The sequence below is a fragment of the Pseudomonas sp. GW822-FHT06B12 genome (assembly GCF_058799675.1).
Genome location: NZ_JBXALR010000002.1, coordinates 84,202 through 100,956 on the forward strand (window position 1 = coordinate 84,202; position 16,755 = coordinate 100,956).

14 protein-coding genes are annotated in these 16,755 nt (G+C 59.7%); 7 read left to right on the plus strand and 7 right to left on the minus strand.

Annotation, left to right across the window (positions count from 1 at the left end; genetic code table 11):
* Positions 1-12: 12 nt before the first annotated feature.
* The 7 genes from AC1RKH_RS05225 (at position 13) to AC1RKH_RS05255 (ending at position 9,510) form a co-directional block, all read left to right on the plus strand.
* The gene (locus AC1RKH_RS05225; RefSeq protein ID WP_493062185.1) at positions 13-1,272 is read left to right on the plus strand and encodes a DUF3426 domain-containing protein; all 1,260 of its coding nucleotides are present in this window, start codon (positions 13-15) and stop codon (positions 1,270-1,272) included.
* A 197-nt stretch (positions 1,273-1,469) separates the two neighbouring features.
* Positions 1,470-2,480, plus strand: coding sequence for a tRNA dihydrouridine synthase DusB (dusB, locus tag AC1RKH_RS05230; RefSeq protein ID WP_493062184.1), 1,011 nt, complete (start codon positions 1,470-1,472; stop codon positions 2,478-2,480).
* A complete protein-coding gene (gene fis, locus AC1RKH_RS05235; protein ID WP_007921650.1) occupies positions 2,477-2,797 on the plus strand; it encodes a DNA-binding transcriptional regulator Fis in 321 nt (106 codons plus the stop codon). The genes dusB and fis overlap by 4 nt, the downstream gene beginning before the upstream one ends.
* A gap of 82 nt (positions 2,798-2,879) precedes the next feature.
* Positions 2,880-4,487 carry a bifunctional phosphoribosylaminoimidazolecarboxamide formyltransferase/IMP cyclohydrolase gene (purH, locus tag AC1RKH_RS05240; RefSeq protein WP_493062183.1) on the plus strand — a complete coding sequence of 536 codons (1,608 nt, stop codon included), beginning with the start codon at positions 2,880-2,882 and terminating at the stop codon, positions 4,485-4,487.
* Positions 4,488-4,676: 189 nt separating this feature from the next.
* The gene (gene purD / locus AC1RKH_RS05245) at positions 4,677-5,972 is read left to right on the plus strand and encodes a phosphoribosylamine--glycine ligase (RefSeq protein WP_493062182.1); all 1,296 of its coding nucleotides are present in this window, start codon (positions 4,677-4,679) and stop codon (positions 5,970-5,972) included.
* A 99-nt stretch (positions 5,973-6,071) separates the two neighbouring features.
* On the plus strand, positions 6,072-8,849 hold the full coding sequence (locus AC1RKH_RS05250) for a hybrid sensor histidine kinase/response regulator (protein WP_493062181.1): 2,778 nt from the start codon (positions 6,072-6,074) through the stop codon (positions 8,847-8,849).
* Between the two features lie 64 nt (positions 8,850-8,913).
* Positions 8,914-9,510 carry a MarC family protein gene (locus tag AC1RKH_RS05255; protein ID WP_123423697.1) on the plus strand — a complete coding sequence of 199 codons (597 nt, stop codon included), beginning with the start codon at positions 8,914-8,916 and terminating at the stop codon, positions 9,508-9,510.
* Positions 9,511-9,565: 55 nt separating this feature from the next.
* On the opposite strand, the gene AC1RKH_RS05260 is transcribed toward AC1RKH_RS05255, so the two are convergent.
* The 7 genes from AC1RKH_RS05260 to AC1RKH_RS05290 form a co-directional block, all read right to left on the minus strand.
* Positions 9,566-10,279, minus strand: a complete 714-nt coding sequence (locus AC1RKH_RS05260; protein WP_493062180.1) for a hypothetical protein — start codon at positions 10,277-10,279, stop codon at positions 9,566-9,568.
* Positions 10,280-10,342: 63 nt separating this feature from the next.
* Entirely contained in the window at positions 10,343-11,155 is an 813-nt protein-coding gene (locus AC1RKH_RS05265) for a hypothetical protein (RefSeq protein ID WP_493062179.1), read from the minus strand.
* Positions 11,156-11,592: 437 nt separating this feature from the next.
* Entirely contained in the window at positions 11,593-13,293 is a 1,701-nt protein-coding gene (cobJ, locus tag AC1RKH_RS05270; RefSeq protein ID WP_493062178.1) for a precorrin-3B C(17)-methyltransferase, read from the minus strand.
* Positions 13,293-14,024 carry a precorrin-2 C(20)-methyltransferase gene (locus AC1RKH_RS05275; RefSeq protein WP_145017347.1) on the minus strand — a complete coding sequence of 244 codons (732 nt, stop codon included), beginning with the start codon at positions 14,022-14,024 and terminating at the stop codon, positions 13,293-13,295. Before AC1RKH_RS05275 ends, cobJ begins: the two co-directional genes overlap by 1 nt.
* A complete protein-coding gene (locus tag AC1RKH_RS05280; RefSeq protein WP_123423700.1) occupies positions 14,024-14,650 on the minus strand; it encodes a precorrin-8X methylmutase in 627 nt (208 codons plus the stop codon). The genes AC1RKH_RS05275 and AC1RKH_RS05280 overlap by 1 nt, the downstream gene beginning before the upstream one ends.
* A complete protein-coding gene (gene cobG / locus AC1RKH_RS05285) occupies positions 14,643-16,022 on the minus strand; it encodes a precorrin-3B synthase (RefSeq protein WP_493062177.1) in 1,380 nt (459 codons plus the stop codon). Before cobG ends, AC1RKH_RS05280 begins: the two co-directional genes overlap by 8 nt.
* A 60-nt stretch (positions 16,023-16,082) precedes the next feature.
* On the minus strand, positions 16,083-16,736 hold the full coding sequence (locus tag AC1RKH_RS05290; protein WP_493062176.1) for a hypothetical protein: 654 nt from the start codon (positions 16,734-16,736) through the stop codon (positions 16,083-16,085).
* Positions 16,737-16,755 lie beyond the last annotated feature (19 nt).

The window sequence follows — 16,755 nt, forward strand, 5'->3', positions numbered from 1 at the left end:
CCGGATGGCCGCATGACCGATAGCTTCGTCACCCAGTGCCCGCATTGCCAGACCAGTTTCCGCGTCAGCCACGCCCAATTGAGCGTGGCCCGTGGAGTGGTTCGCTGCGGCTCCTGCCTGCAAGTGTTCAATGCTGCGCGGCAGTTGCTCGAGCAACGCATGGGCAAGGAAGCTATCGCCCTCACGACCCCGCCTCCGGTTGAGCCTCCCACGCAACGGGCCATCAGCCAGAAGCAGTGGACAGCCGCCGAACTGGATCTGGACAGCCTCGACCTCGACGAAGAACTCGCCAAGCTCGAACAACGGGAAATCCAGCCCACCAAAGAGTTCGGCCAGGAACGCGAGCACAAGGAAGACTCACTGAGCGCCCGTCGGGATACGCCCGAAGGCGAAGAGCCTTGGTCCGACAGCCTGTTCAGCGATTCAGCCGCCGAGCGCGCGCTGGCCAGCGAAAACGCACGCACACCGACCGAGAGCCACCGATCGGCAGGCCTCGCCGACGAGCCGGAAAAACCCTCGCGTACCGAACCCTCGCTGTCGCTCGAACCGCTCGACCTCGACGATGAACCCGAGGCACCGCAACTGCGCTTCGACCAGCCACTCGAAACACCGGTGCATCCAACGCAACACGAACGCCTGTCCGCGACCGATGAGGATATCGACGACGAAGCCCATGAGCCCGAGCCTGTACGCAAAAAGCGCACGCGCAACGAGCCGGCCGTGCATGACGAGGTGCTTCAGGACCTGGTCGACGACCCGCTGCAGCTCGACTGGCAAAAACGCCGTTCACCCTGGGGCCGCCGGCTCTTCTGGGGCCTGATGGTTCTGCTGGGCGCCGCCGCCCTTGCCGGCCAGTACATTACCTATCACTTCGACGAATTGGCCCGCCAGGACCAGTACCGCCCGTGGTTCCAGCGATTGTGCCCGCAGATTGGCTGCAGCGTGCCGTCCAAGGTCGATATCGCGAAAATCAAAAGCAGCAACCTGGTGGTGCGTAGCCACCCGGACTTCAGCGGCGCACTGGTGGTCGACGCGATCATCTACAACCGCGCACCGTTCTCACAGCCGTTCCCGTTGCTGGAACTGCGCTTTGCCGACCTCAACGGCCACCTGATCGCCAGCCGCCGCTTCAAACCGGGCGAATACCTCAATGGCGACCTTGCGGACCTCGCAGAAATGCCACCACAAACGCCCATTCATATTGCCCTGGACATCCTCGATCCTGGCCCAAAAGCCGTGAATTACAGCCTGAGCTTCCACTCGCCCGAGTGAATTACCTCACTCGGCGCTGAGTCTCGCGCAATTGACGGCAATTTTCTGACTCCCGGCGCAGCGAACCAAACTGCTGGCAATAACAGAATAACTGTTCAGATTTTATCCAATTCAGCCTTTATCCAGTCATCGAGAGCGGGTATCATGCCAACCCTTTTTCGAACTCTCATGATCCGACCCCACAACAGGGAAGTCCTATGTCGGCGGTACGCATCGGCCCATATACATTGCACAACGGCTTGATTCTCGCCCCGATGGCGGGGGTCACCGACCAACCCTTTCGTCAGCTGTGCAAACGATTGGGCGCAGGGCTTGTAGTCTCGGAAATGGTCACCAGCGACATGAGTTTGTGGAACACCCGCAAATCGCGTCTGCGCATGGTCCACGAAGGTGATCCCGAGCCACGCTCGGTACAGATCGCTGGTGGTGATGCACAGATGCTGGCGGAGGCCGCACGCGCCAACGTCGAGCTGGGTGCGCAGATTATTGATATCAACATGGGTTGTCCGGCAAAGAAGGTCTGCAACAAGGCCGCCGGCTCCGCGTTACTGAAAGATGAAGACCTGGTGACCGAGATCCTGCACGCCGTCGTGGCGGCGGTTGATGTGCCGGTCACCCTGAAGATCCGCACGGGCTGGGACCGGGCGAACAAGAACGGCCTGACGGTGGCGAAGATCGCCGAACAGGCAGGTATCACGGCGCTGGCGGTGCATGGCCGGACCCGTGCCGATCTGTACACCGGCGAAGCCGAGTACGACACCATTGCCGCGATCAAGCAGGCAGTGTCGATTCCGGTCTTCGCCAATGGCGATATCGACTCGCCCGAGAAGGCCCGGTACGTGCTTGACGCGACCGGTGCCGATGGCCTGCTGATAGGCCGGGCTGCCCAAGGGCGGCCATGGATTTTTCGTGAGATCGAGCATTTTCTGCGTACCGGCGAAAAACTCCCGGCACCAGAGTTGATCGAGGTGGAACGTATTCTGCTTGAGCATCTGGCCGCGCTACATGCCTTCTATGGAGATGTCATGGGCGTACGCATCGCTCGCAAGCATGTGGGCTGGTATCTCGCAACCCTGCCGGGCGCCAGGGAGTTTCGCGCCCACTTCAATCGTTTGGATGGTACGGAAACACAATGCGCCAACGTTCGGGAGTTTTTTGCCGAGCGCTACAAGAGCCTGACAGGGGACGGAGAAGGGGTGGCCGCATGACGATGATGACCGAGACTTTAGTGAGTGGAACAGCACCCGTGAGCGACAACGTAAATTTGAAACAGCACCTCAATACACCGAGCGAAGAAGGCCAGACCCTTCGCGGGAGTGTCGAGAAGGCGCTGCACAATTATTTCGCCCACCTTGAAGGCGCTGCCGTCACGGATGTGTACAACCTGGTGCTCTCCGAAGTCGAGGCTCCCCTGCTCGAAAGCGTGATGAACTACGTCAAGGGCAATCAGACCAAGGCCAGTGAGCTGCTGGGACTGAACCGCGGCACCTTGCGCAAGAAACTCAAGCAGTACGATTTGCTGTAAGCATTCAATCAAACCAGAAAGGCGCCCGCTTAAAACCGGTCGCCTTTTTTGCTGACTTCCTTTGCTTTTGATGGAAATTGAGATGACCGACCAGACCACCCGCCTGCCGATCCGCCGCGCCTTGATCAGCGTTTCCGACAAGACCGGGATCCTCGAATTCGCCAAGGAGCTCGAAGCGCTCGGCGTTGAGATCCTCTCCACCGGCGGGACGTTCAAGTTGCTGCAGGACAATGGCGTAGCCGCTGTGGAAGTCGCGGATTACACCGGTTTCGCAGAAATGATGGACGGTCGGGTGAAAACCCTGCACCCGAAAATCCACGGCGGGATCCTCGGTCGTCGCGGCATCGACGACGCCATCATGAACGAGCACGGCATCAAGCCGATCGATCTGGTCGCCGTTAACCTCTACCCGTTCGAAGCCACCATCAACAAGCCAGGCTGCGACCTGCCGACCGCCATCGAGAACATCGATATCGGCGGCCCGACCATGGTTCGCTCGGCCGCCAAGAACCACAAAGACGTGGCCATCGTGGTCAACGCCAGCGATTACGCCAGCGTACTGGAAAACCTCAAGGCCGGTGGCCTGACCTACGCTCAGCGTTTCGACCTGATGCTCAAGGCTTTCGAACACACCGCCGCCTACGACGGCATGATCGCCAACTACATGGGCACCGTGAACCAGGCCGCTGAAACCCTCACCACCGAAGGTCGCAGCGAATTCCCGCGCACCTTCAACAGCCAGTTCATCAAGGCCCAGGAAATGCGCTACGGCGAGAACCCGCACCAGAGCGCGGCGTTCTACGTTGAAGCCAAACCCGCCGAAGTTGGCATCGCCACCGCGACCCAGCTGCAAGGCAAAGAACTGTCGTACAACAACGTGGCCGACACCGACGCCGCGCTGGAATGCGTGAAGAGCTTCGTCAAGCCAGCCTGCGTGATCGTCAAGCACGCCAACCCGTGCGGCGTTGCCGTGAGCCCGGACGCTGAAGGCGGCATCCGCCAGGCGTACGAACTGGCTTACGCCACCGACACCGAGTCGGCCTTCGGCGGCATCATCGCGTTCAACCGCGAACTGGACGCTGAAACCGCCAAAGCCATCGTCGAGCGTCAGTTCGTCGAAGTGATCATCGCCCCATCGGTCAGCGACGAAGCCCGCGCCATTGTCGCCGCCAAGGCCAACGTTCGCCTGCTGGCCTGCGGCCAATGGTCGGCGGATCGTGCCGCTGCCTGGGACTACAAACGCGTCAATGGCGGTTTGCTGGTACAGAGCCGCGACATCGGCATGATCGGCAGCGAAGACCTGAAAGTGGTGACCAAGCGCGCACCGACCGAGCAAGAGATCAACGATTTGATCTTCGCCTGGAAAGTCGCCAAGTACGTCAAATCCAACGCTATCGTCTACGCCAAGAACCGCCAGACCATCGGTGTCGGCGCTGGCCAGATGAGCCGCGTGAACTCTGCGCGCATCGCCGCCATCAAAGCTGAACACGCTGGCCTGCAAGTGCAGGGCGCGGTCATGGCCTCGGACGCGTTCTTCCCGTTCCGTGACGGCATCGACAACGCCGCCAAGGTCGGCATCACTGCGGTGATTCAACCGGGTGGCTCGATGCGTGACAACGAAGTGATTGCTGCTGCCGACGAAGCCGGCATTGCCATGGTATTCACCGGCATGCGCCACTTCCGTCACTAATACGACAACGGTCGCACTGACGCCGGCATCTGCTGCGTTGGAGCCCACCTCGATGATGCTCATTGCCTAGAGGCAACTCCGCTCATCGAGGTGGGCTCCGCCTTGCATCTACCGACGTCATTGCAACCTCCTACGGCGTGAAACGCTTTAGGTTCTAAAACAGAATTAGCGTCATCCGAGGTTTTTGAAATGAATGTTTTGATCATTGGCAGCGGTGGCCGTGAACACGCCCTGGCCTGGAAAGTCGCTCAGGATCCGCGCGTACAGAAAGTCTTCGTTGCTCCGGGCAACGCCGGCACTGCCATTGAAGCCAAGTGCGAGAACGTCGCTATCGACGTGCTGGCCCTTGAGCAACTGGCAGATTTTGCCGAGAAAAATGTCTCCCTGACCATCGTCGGTCCGGAAGTTCCGCTGGTGGCGGGCGTGGTCGATCTGTTCCGCAAACGCGGCCTGGACTGCTTCGGCCCAACCGCTGGCGCTGCTCAGCTGGAAGGCTCCAAGGCATTCACCAAGGATTTCCTGGCTCGCCACAAGATCCCGACTGCCGACTACCAGAACTTCACCGAGATCGAGCCAGCCCTGGCTTATCTGCGTGAAAAAGGTGCGCCGATCGTGATCAAGGCCGACGGCCTGGCTGCCGGTAAAGGCGTGATCGTCGCCATGACCCTGACCGAAGCCGAAGACGCCGTACGCGACATGCTCGCCGGCAATGCATTCGGCGACGCCGGCTCGCGCGTGGTCATCGAAGAGTTCCTCGATGGCGAAGAAGCCAGCTTCATCGTCATGGTCGACGGCAAGAACGTGCTGCCGATGGCTACCAGCCAGGACCACAAACGCGTTGGCGACGCCGACACCGGCCCGAACACGGGTGGCATGGGTGCCTACTCCCCTGCCCCGGTGGTCACCAGCGAAGTGCACCAGCGCGTCATGGATCTGGTGATCTGGCCAACCGTGCGTGGCATGGCCGAAGAAGGCAACGTCTACACCGGCTTCCTCTATGCAGGCCTGATGATCGACAAAGCCGGCAACCCGAAAGTCATCGAATTCAACTGCCGTTTCGGCGACCCCGAGACCCAACCGGTGATGCTGCGCCTGCAGTCGAGCCTGGTATTGCTGGTTGAAGCGGCGCTGGCACAGGCGCTGGACAAGGTCGAAGCTCAGTGGGACCCGCGCCCAAGCGTCGGTATCGTACTGGCTGCTGGCGGCTACCCGGGTGATTACGCCAAGGGCGCGGCCATCGAAGGTCTGGATGCCGCCGCTGCGCTGGAGGGCAAAGTCTTCCACGCCGGTACCGCGCTCAAGGACGGCAAGGTTGTGACCGCCGGTGGTCGGGTGCTCTGCGCCACCGCCATGGGCGCGAGCGTCGATGCCGCCCAGCAGCAGGCTTACAAGCTGGCCGCCAAAATCAACTGGGAAGGCTGCTTCTACCGCAAGGACATTGGCTACCGCGCCATTGCCCGTGAGCGTGGCGAAAATCAGGAATAAGCTATCCATTCGGCTAGGCAGGGGCCTATGGCCCTTGCCGTACTATTCCGGCGCCGCGCATAGTTATAATCTGGCATCAACCTACGAAGGGATTTCGCCGTGCGCTGGCTCAGGATTGCCATAGGCTTCACCGTCACTCTGCTGACCCTGCTCTGCATGCTCCCGGCCCAGGCCGCGCAAGGCAGTGGCTGGGCGGTATTGCTCGACGAACAGGGCATCCTGGAACTGAGCGACATCCGCTCGGCTCGCTACACCAATCAATTCAGCCCGATTGAACTCGACCGGATCACCGCCGCCGAACCCAGTGGCGCATTGTGGCTGCGTTTCAAACTCAGTCCCGGCAAACACGAACAACTGCTGCGCATCTTCGCCCCCGATTTGTCGCACCTGAACCTCTACGTTCTGGACGGCGACACGCTGATCGAGCAACGGACCAGCGGCAATGAGCAGCCCCAGAGCGAACGACCGCTCCCCAGCAGCGACTTCATGTTGCCGCTGCCACAAAGCGACAAACCCCTCGACGTCTATCTGCGACTGGTTTCCGAACACGAGTTGCGGCCCTATATCACCCTGCAATCAGCGGTGACGGTGGCGGCGAACCAGAACCAGACGCTGATCTACGGCCTGTTTTTTGGCTGCATCGCGATGCTGATCCTGTATAACCTCACGCGCTACGGCTATAGCCGCTCGCGAAGCAGTCTCTGGCTGGCCGCGTGCGAGGGCTTGTTGCTGCTGAGCCTGGTGCTGCTGCTGAACCTGGCAGGCCCATGGCTACCTGACTGGCATGCCGCGCAAACACCCGGCGCCTACCTGTCGCTGCTGCTGACGGCCCCTTGCGGCCTGATGTTCGCCTACCGCTTCTTCGCCCCGCTTGGCCCGCATCCACTGAACAAGCTGCTGCTGGGGGACATCCTGTTCATTGTCCTGTGCAGCCTGCTGTTGCTGTTCGTCGACACCTTGCCGCTGAACATCATCACCTATGCGCTGGTGGCCCTGGCGGGCCTGAGCATGCTCTTCGTCAGCGCCTACCACTGGCAAAAGGGTTACCGACCGGCACGCTTGTTCGTGTCAGCGATGGTGGTGTTCAACGTCGGCACGCTGATCATCCTGCCAGCGCTGCTGGGGCTGACCCTGGTTGCGCCGCAAGGCCTGATCATGACCTTGATGGCCTTCATCTGCATCAGCGGCGTGCTGATGAGCGTCGCCCTGAGCGAACGCCAGCGCAGCATCACCGAAGACCGCTTCAGCGTCAGCCGCGACCTGGCGGCGAGCAACGCCGAGATCAATGCCAAGGCCGAGTTCCTGGCAAAAATCAGCCACGAAATCCGTACTCCGATGAATGGCGTGCTGGGCATGACCGAACTGTTGCTGGGCACCCCGCTGTCGGTCAAACAGCGCGACTACGTGCAAACCATCCACAGCGCCGGCAATGAACTGCTGACGTTGATCAATGAAATCCTCGACATCTCCAAGCTCGAGTCCGGACAAATCGAACTCGATGACGTGCAGTTCGACCTCAACGCACTGATCGAAGACTGCCTGAGCATCTTCCGCGCCAAGGCCGAACAGCAGAACGTCGAGCTGATCAGCTTCATCCAGCCACAAGTGCCCCGGGTCATCAGCGGTGACCCGACACGTCTGCGCCAGACGCTGCTGAGCCTGCTGGAAAACGCCCTGAAGAAAACCGACGAAGGCGAGATCCTGATCGTCGTCGCACTCGACGAGCGCAGCCACAAACCGCGTCTGCGCATTGCCGTGCAAGACAGCGGGCAACCCATGGATGCCGAAGAACGAGAAGCCCTGCTGCACGCCGAACTGCACAGCAAGAACTTCCTTTCCGCCACACGCCTGGGCGGCAACCTGGGGCTGGTGATCGCCCGCCAATTGATTCTGCTGATGCACGGCGAGTTCGGCATCAAGAGCGGCAGCAATCAGGGCAGCACACTGTGGCTGACCTTGCCGCTGGACCCTGAGCGCCTCGAACACCCGACCTGCGATCTCGATGGCCCGCTGCAAGGTGCCCGCGTGTTGGTGGTCGACGACAACGACACCTGCCGCAAAGTCCTGGTGCAGCAATGCAGCGCCTGGGGTCTGAACGTCAGCGCCGTACCTTCCGGCAAGGAAGCCCTCGCCCTGCTGCGCACCAAGGCGCACCTGCGTGATTACTTCGACGTGGTCCTGCTCGACCAGAACATGCCCGGCATGACCGGCATGCAGCTGGCGGCGAAGATCAAGGAAGACCCGAGCCTGAATCACGACATTCTGCTGATCATGCTCACCGGCATCAGCAACGCACCGAGCAAGGTCATCGCACGCAATGCCGGGATCAAACGCATCCTGGCCAAACCCGTGGCCGGCTACACCCTCAAGACCACGCTGGCGGACGAACTGAGCCAGCGCAACAAAGGCCTGGCTGTCTCGCAGCTGCTGCCAACCGGCATACCTGCGGTGGTCAAGGTGCCGAGCGATTTCCGCATTCTGGTGGCCGAAGACAACAGCATTTCGACCAAAGTGATTCGCGGCATGCTCGGCAAGCTCAACCTGGAACCCGACACCGCCAGCAACGGCGAAGAAGCCTTGAAAGCGATGAAGGCCCAGCGCTACGACCTGGTGTTGATGGACTGCGAAATGCCCATCCTCGATGGTTTCTCCGCCACCCAGCAATTGCGTGCCTGGGAAGTCGGCAATCAGCGAATTCGCACACCGGTAGTGGCACTCACCGCACACATCCTCGCCGAACACAAAGAGCGCGCGCGCCAGGCCGGCATGGATGGGCACATGGCCAAGCCCGTCGAACTGTCGCAACTGCGTGAACTGATTGAGCATTGGGTCGACCAGCGTGATCAACTCAATCGGACAACGGCTCAACCTTCCTGAGCCGACAGACCGCGCAACCCCTGATAGACTCCCCGTCGACTTCCCTCGCCAGTGAGCTTGCACCATGCTCCACGTGTTGTTCAGTGTTTACCTGAAGATGCTGGTGCTCTACAGCCCATTCTTCGTGTTGTCCTGCTTCATCAGCCTGACCCGTGGCTACTCCAACAAGGAACGGCGACGACTGGCCTGGAATGTCGCCCTCGCGACCCTGGTCTCCAGCGTCCTCTTGTATTTGTTCGGGCGAGTGATTTTCAGCGTGTTCGGCATTACCGTAGACGCCTTCCGCATTGGCGCCGGCAGCGTGCTGTTCATCTCGGCATTGGGCATGGCGCAGGGCAAGTCGGCGATCCAGACCGACAACGTGCAGCAGGACGTGACCATCGTCCCGCTGACCATTCCGCTCACGGTCGGCCCCGGCACCATCGGGGCCTTGCTGGTGATGGGCGTCAGCCAGCCGCACTGGGACGACAAACTCACCGCCATCCTCAGTATTGCCATGGCCAGCCTGACCGTCGGCGTGGTGCTGTACCTGTCCAACCGCATCGAACGGATCCTCGGCGACCAGGGTTTGCAGATTGTCAGCCGGTTGATGGGGTTGTTCGTGTGTGCGTTGGCGGCGCAGATTATCTTTACCGGGGTGAAAGGGTATTTGGTGCCGTAAAGCCTGGTGACGGTGCCAAAACCATCCAGCGATGGCACCGCAGTCCGAATTGAATTCAGCTCAACATCAAGATCTTTTCCTCTCTCAGTCCTCCCAACCGGGAGATGAAAAGCTCACGAAGTGGCTCATGATCCGCCTCTTCCAGCAACGCGACGCTGCAATTGACTCTTACTTTCCCGACAACCTCATGAACGCTGAACGCTTGTCGCAGGAAGTCAGCATCCACCGTTTCGTGGGTTTCAAAACACACGGTGACTTGTGTCAATAATGCGCCGGGATTCACTACACCCACCTGAACCCGAACCCAGGTCGTCTGATCTGTTGGGCTGCGACTATCAGCGTCGTGGAGTTCTTCTCCCTCCGGCGTGATGACGCCATGACCCAGCGTGTGCACGCGCCACAGATCCATTGCCTGTGGCGACAATGAAACCGCGTCCAGGCTTGCCGTGATGTCATGCTCTGGCAGAGGCCCCAGGTGTTTTGCCAGACCCGTCTCAATCAATTCCTTGACCGAGAACCGTTCCTGCTCGAACGCTGAAAAAGCTTCGTCGCTGTCCTTCGAAACCATCCAGCCGGACAACCGTACAGCGATACGCCAGGCACCCTGCCACTGATCAAAATCGCTCATGGCAGGAAATTTTCGCGATGTTACAACTTGGGTGTAAAGCGATGAATCCAGGACATCCTGACGTTCAACTGCTGACATTGCGCCTGAAAACAACAGCACATTTCCCGCGCAAACACAGGTAATCAAATGATGATTTTCCACGTGTACTCCCTGCATCCAGACAACAGAAAAGGCTGAAGACCCAGGTCTTCAGCCTTCCAGCAATTACTTGACGCCGAATTCCAGGGTAAGCGCCATTTCGCGCAGGTTGGCAAGTTCCTTGACGACCAGCGCTTCGGTCATTACGTAGTCCTCTTCGTCCATCATCATGATCGACATGCCTTTGTAGATGCTGACATCAGTGGTGAACCACTCACCAAACAGCACACTGGTGGCTTGTTGAATGGCGTGGTACTGGATAGCACCGATGGCCATCAGAATTTCGCCATCTGCATCCTGAGTGCAGGACGCCAGCGCAAAGGAACCACCCTCGGGTTTTTTTGCGTTTTTCTCGAACAGCTTCAAGGCTTCCGGCTCTTTTTTCAGAGCCTCAAGGGTGGAACCGGTCATTGCGGTCAGGGCAGCGCCAATCGGAGTACCACCGATCGTTCCGGAAACAACCGTACCAATGATTTGCGCAGCAATGTTTGCCATCGTCAGTCGCATCTCGCTCGACACATGGCGGGTATACGCATCTTTACTGACCATCCAGCCGATATGACGCATGGTTTGCATAAAGAGTTTGTAACGCTCCTCTTTTTGACTTTCCCCCGGATACTTCAGTAACGCCTTGATATCGGCGTACATGAAAGTATTTTTCACAATGCGCTTGTTGCGCTTGGACATCCCGTCGAGAAAGCCAGCAATACCCGACCCCATAATGGCAGCATTCAGTTCGTCGGTATCCACGGGTGTGCTGGCGAAAGAGACCAATGCCGCACGCGCTGTTGGATGAACAACGGGAACATCCCGATTCAATGCTTCAATAAAAGCAATACGCTCGGCGGTGGTAATTTTTGGAAGTACTTGCTCAATCATTATTCAAATCCTTTTAAGTTAGTGGCAGGCCCTCACAGGGCTTGAAAAACCTTAAAGGATGAGAACTGCACTTTCAAGCACGCACTCGACCCATTAATTAATTACACTTAATTCAAACAAACCAATGCAACCTTTTACAGCAACCCCCAACACATACTTATTACTTGCACTTCTCCAACAAACACAAGCTCCCTAGATCACTTTTTCTAATTGTGAAAACAACCGAGCCAACGGGACTACATGATGGCGCAGCTATTCGAAGAGTGTTGCGTCGATTTACAACTACCGTTTGATCTCGTTTCCGGTACTTTCCAGTGAAAAATCTTACGCACTCAAGGGAGCTAAGAGCGCACGATTGCCAGACAACTCAACACCCTGACTGCCAAGCAAGTGCGGTCAGGGGAAGAATGGCGGCCAGCAGATCCGACCTCCGTTGCTCAACTGGCCGGTTTTTCGCCGTACCAGCGCGGCGTATACACCCAGTCCCCACCTTCAGCGCGCGGGAATACGCAGGTGGTGGACGAGCCAATCAGCACCATGGTGCGCATGTCCACCTGATCAGGCGTTAATGCGCCGAGGGTCGTGACCCGCAGCGTCTGTCCCGGACGCCCAATATCCCGCCCCAGCACCACAGGCGTTTCCGGCGTGCGGTGCTGAGCAACGATTTCCAGCGCACGACCCAATTGCCATGGCCGTGATCGCGAGATCGGGTTGTAAAAGGCCAGAGCGAGATCGGCCTCTGCCGCCAGATCCAGACGCTTCTCGATAATTGCCCAAGGCTTGAGGTTGTCCGACAGAGACATCACACAGAAGTCGTGCCCCAGCGGCGCACCGGCCTGAGCGGCAGTGGCCAGAGATGCGGAAACGCCGGGAAGGATTTCCAGATCAACGTTGTGCCAGTTCGCATCGCTGGATTCGTGCAGCGCTTCGAGCACCGCCGCCGCCATGGCGAACACGCCTGGGTCTCCGGATGACACCACCACCACCGAACGCCCTTGGGCCGCCAGTTCGAACGCGTGACGCGCGCGCTGCATTTCTTCGCGGTTATCGGTGCAGTGCAGCACCTGATCAGCGCGGAATGGGCCGGCCATGCGCACGTAGGTTTCATAGCCGAGTACGTCGTTGGCACGAGCCAGTTCCGCCTTGACCGCCGGTACCATCAGTTCCGCAGCACCGGGGCCCAGACCGATCACTGCCAAGCGCCCACGAGGGCGACCGATCAGTAATGGGTCCAGCGGCCGGTTGGCAACGACGATGGCAATCCCGTTGTTTGCATGGATAGACACGGATTGCCCAACAGCGTTTTCCGCCAGTTCAGCCACGGAGCCAGCCGTCGCAAAACGCAGCGGCACACCCAATTCCAGCGCCGCTTCGCGCAGTGCTGGACTGGCCATTTGCTGATCACTGGCCAACAGGCATGCCAGCGATTGCACGGCGATTTTTGCCTGGTGCAAGGCATCGCGTATCGCGTTTGGCAACTCTGCAACGTCGGCGCTCACCGCGACCAGAACGTTTTGCGGATAAATCAGCAATTCATTGGCCGCCGGCTCACGTTCGGAATTGCCGACATGAATAGCCAAATGCGCCTGTGGATCCTGCGGCAACTGCGCTTGATCCAACCATGGGGCGGCGCCTTCGATACGCACGCTCTCACCAGCCAGCAAGTCCGAAACAAAGCGCTTGCCCAGTTCCAGATCACCCAGCGCATAGCCACTCGGCGGGCTGAGCAAGCATGTGCCAAAGCGCAACTCACCGCTGGTGGTAATGGCAGCCGCCGCACCCAGCCCATCCGCAATCTCGCGGGCCAGCACATTCACTCCGCCCAGACCACCGAGCAACGGCACGACCGCGCTGCCATCTTCAGCGACGGCCAGCACCGGCGGTTCTGCGCCTTTTTCCAGGAGCAATGGCGCCAGGGTACGAATGACAATGCCAGCGGCGCACAAGGCAATGATCGGCGTGTCGTGTTGATAGAGCTGACGCAGGGTCGTGCCGAACTCGTGATAAACGTGATCCGCCCCGTCGACCCGCTCGGCCAGACCGTGGATCAAGGCGCCCGGGTACAGCTGTTGGATCTTGCGCGCGGTGGCGAGGCCGCCATTGCCAAGAATGACAATCGCCGGAACTGGACGGGTCATCAGCCTTGCCACCTTTCGCCGGGAACGATGATCAACGAAAAGTACGGCGAGGACATCGGCTCGACCTGATCCAGCGGCACGATTTTCTGATTGGCCATGGTTGCGCGCTCAACGTACAGCGCGCGCTCGGCCAGACCGAGTTCTTCCAGCACCTGACGGACCTTGGGAAAGTTACGCCCCAGCTTCATCACCACCGCCGCGTCGGCATCGGCCAAACGACGTTTGAGTTCTTCGTGGGGCAACACGCCGGACAGCACCGACAGGCTTTGATTGCGATACACCAGTGGCGCACCGAGCACCGAGGCGCCGCCGAGCATCGAGCAGACGCCCGGCACCACTTCAGCCTCGTAGCGCTCAGCGAGGCGATCATGTAAATACATGTAGGAACCGTAGAAGAACGGATCACCTTCGCAGATCACCGCCACATCGCGGCCGGCATCCAGATGCGCGGCGAGCTGCTCGCCAGCAGCATCATAGAAGTCGCTGATCACTTGCTCGTAGGACAGCGGCGGCGCCAAGGCCTCGGTGGTCACCGGGTAAACCAGCGGCAGCAGAGTCTGCGCGTCCTGCAAATGCGCTTCGATGATGCCGAACGCGTTGCCCTTTTTACCCTTGGCGACGAAGTACGCCACCACCGGAGACTCACGCAACAGGCGCAAGGCTTTGACGGTGATCAGTTCAGGATCACCAGGACCAACGCCGAGGCCGATCAAACGTCCAGGCTGCTGCATCATTCAATCTCCGTGGCGAGGGCATTGACCGCTGCGGCAGCCATGGCGCTGCCGCCCAGCCGACCTTGCATGATCACAAACGGCACGCCACGGCTGTCCGCCGCAAGCATCGCCTTGGATTCGGCGGCACCGACGAAGCCCACCGGAAAGCCGAGAATCAGCGCCGGTTTTGGCGCACCGGCATCGAGCATTTCCAGCAAGTAGAACAGTGCGGTCGGGGCGTTGCCGATCACCACCACGCTGCCTTCCAGGTGTGGACGCCAAAGCTCCAGCGCAGCGGCCGAACGGGTGTTGCCCAGTTCACGGGCCAGGTCCGGAACGCTCTCGTCGCGCAAGGTGCAAATCACCGGATTGTTCGCCGGCAAGCGCGCGCGGGTCACGCCTTCGGAGACCATTCGCGCATCACACAGAATCGCTGCACCGGCAGCCAGCGCATCGCGCCCGGCCTTGCCCGCGCCTTCGGAAAATTGCAGGCCATCGATGGCATCGACCATGCCGCAGGCGTGGATCACCCGCACTGCGAGTTTTTCCAGATCAGCCGGGATCCGGTCGAGGTTGGCCTCGGCACGAATGATCGCGAAGGAGTTGCGATAGATCTCCTGACCGTCGCGGATGTAATCAAGCATCAAGGGGGCTCCGTGGGCGGGCATCGAGCAATGCGCCGGCCGCTTCAATAGTGAGGTTGCGTGCTTGCAGGGCGCCGAAACCCGGCTGCCCCGCATCGCGAAAATAGAGGTCGTAATGACCGGGGCTGACCGCCAGCAAAGTGACCGGTGCGACGTGCGCGGCAGCGCAGGATCGCGAGCAGCCGGACAGGTGAACTTGAACCCGGTCGCCATGACCTTGCAGCTGTGTGGACAGTTGCAAGGCATCACTCTTTGTATCTGCCAGACCTTTGCCGCACCCGGCGGAACCGGTGCAGGCCACCAGATGGGCCAATGTTTGATCGGCACCCAGCAGAAAACCCAGGGCCTGCAATCGCTCACTGAGCGCCGGGGCATCCTGATGGCGAATGTTCGGCAGCAACAGGCTTTGCCAAGGCGTCAGACGCAGGCTGCCGTCACCGAACGCCTCGGCCAGACGCGCCGCGCCTTTAAGCATCGAAGAATCCAGTCGCCCCAGGGGCGGGACGGCGCCGACATAGACCCGGCCTTCCTGGCGCTGTGGATAAGTGCCTATGTGCAACCCTGGCCGCGACCCGGGACGTTGCCAGCCACTGATCGGGGCCAACGGCACGCGCTCGGCCAAGGTCTGCACCACCGACTCCAGCGAACGCTCGGCCAGCACATGCCGCATGCGGGTCTGATCCGGCCGTGCCAGATCGAGAAACAGCTCCAGCACCGCCACAACCAAGGCATGACCGTCATTACGCAACACCGCCCCTGTCGGCGTGTCCGTGGGGCAACCCGCCAGTCCGAAGGCCAGCACTGGCTCACCGTTGCATTCAACGGCGCTCAACCAAAGGTCGTGAGGATGTTCGAGCATCGCCAGCGCCTCGCCGCCGTCCAGCTGCACGGCAAACTTGGCCGACAGCTGGTGAAAACGCTCATGGTTTTGCAAGGTGGCGAGTATCTGCTCGGCCAGCGGGCGAGTGTCGAACAGCATATGCCGATCGATGCCGGCACCAGGGCTGAGCATCAGGTTGCGTACATCATCACCGGCCGCAGTCTTTGGTCCCAACCCGGCCGCCAGCAGGCTGTCGATCAATAGCCGGTGTTCGCTGCCGATCCCGCGAATCTGCAGATTGGCGCGGTTGGTCGCTTCGATCACTCCGCCGGCATAACGCTCGGCGGCCTCGGCCACGGCCACCGCCTGGGCAGTGCTGATCGACCCGCCATTCAACTTGATCCGGCAGATCCCGCCGTCCGATGCCTGGACAATACGCAGCAACCCCGGGCAGGCCGAGGGGCGTATGGCAATGGGAGTCGGGGATTGTGTCACTGGGCGACCGGCGGCTAGGTAGAGGCGCGGTATTATGCCTGCTTTGTTCGAAGGCATGAAAATGCCTGCCCACGGAGTCGACGAATGAACGCCCCCCTGACGCCTATGACGATTGATCTACTGGAGTTTGAGTTCGAATTCCGAGATGGCTATTTCCTTGATCCGTCTTTCCAGGAACGCCCTGTGTTGTTCGAACACCGAACGATCAAGAAGAAAGCGGCCATAATGCTGCAACAACTTCGTCGTCTGCTCCGACCATTTAAAGAAAAGAAATTCCTCAGGCACTGAACGCGAACGCAAGCTGAAATTGTTGACGGTCATTTTCAAACGTTGCTGGCTATCGCGCTCTACCGGGAGTATTTGAAAGTCACCCGCCTCGGAACTGGCCGAGTAAAACACCTTGCTGGCCGATTTGTCTGCACTCAATGCATCGAAGGCTGCACCTGTAACATTGGCCTGCGCCGCGTTGCCCTCCATGATAAGGGAAGTCAAATAGACTTGAGCAACACTGCCGTAAAAATTCGGGTGATGTATTTCGGTAATGGCGTCGCCGGCGGGGACCCATCCCAGAAACTTCAGGGTGGCGGCAAAGTGTAAAAACCAGGCGTCAAGCTGGGTGACGCTGTCGTACTTATCGTCAGCAGCCCAGCGTGCCAGTCGTACGCTATATCTGACATCGCGCTTTTCCTCCCGGGACAACCCTGCCACGCAGGTAATCAGACCGTTGCCAACAATCGCCGCACCGGGTTCTTTATTGTCCAACTCATTCATTTAAATTCATCCTTGAGTT

Excerpts from the sequence above, each read along its gene's own strand:
- AC1RKH_RS05225 (WP_493062185.1), top strand. The coding sequence starts at position 13 with ATGACCGATAGCTTCGTCACCCAGTGCCCGCATTGCCAGACCAGTTTC.
- dusB (WP_493062184.1), top strand. The coding sequence starts at position 1,470 with ATGTCGGCGGTACGCATCGGCCCATATACATTGCACAACGGCTTGATT.
- fis (WP_007921650.1), top strand. The coding sequence starts at position 2,477 with ATGACGATGATGACCGAGACTTTAGTGAGTGGAACAGCACCCGTGAGC.
- purH (WP_493062183.1), top strand. The coding sequence starts at position 2,880 with ATGACCGACCAGACCACCCGCCTGCCGATCCGCCGCGCCTTGATCAGC.
- purD (WP_493062182.1), top strand. The coding sequence starts at position 4,677 with ATGAATGTTTTGATCATTGGCAGCGGTGGCCGTGAACACGCCCTGGCC.
- AC1RKH_RS05255 (WP_123423697.1), top strand. The coding sequence starts at position 8,914 with ATGCTCCACGTGTTGTTCAGTGTTTACCTGAAGATGCTGGTGCTCTAC.
- AC1RKH_RS05265 (WP_493062179.1), bottom strand. The coding sequence starts at position 11,155 with ATGATTGAGCAAGTACTTCCAAAAATTACCACCGCCGAGCGTATTGCT.
- cobJ (WP_493062178.1), bottom strand. The coding sequence starts at position 13,293 with ATGACCCGTCCAGTTCCGGCGATTGTCATTCTTGGCAATGGCGGCCTC.
- AC1RKH_RS05275 (WP_145017347.1), bottom strand. The coding sequence starts at position 14,024 with ATGCAGCAGCCTGGACGTTTGATCGGCCTCGGCGTTGGTCCTGGTGAT.
- AC1RKH_RS05280 (WP_123423700.1), bottom strand. The coding sequence starts at position 14,650 with ATGCTTGATTACATCCGCGACGGTCAGGAGATCTATCGCAACTCCTTC.
- cobG (WP_493062177.1), bottom strand. The coding sequence starts at position 16,022 with ATGCCTTCGAACAAAGCAGGCATAATACCGCGCCTCTACCTAGCCGCC.
- AC1RKH_RS05290 (WP_493062176.1), bottom strand. The coding sequence starts at position 16,736 with ATGAATGAGTTGGACAATAAAGAACCCGGTGCGGCGATTGTTGGCAAC.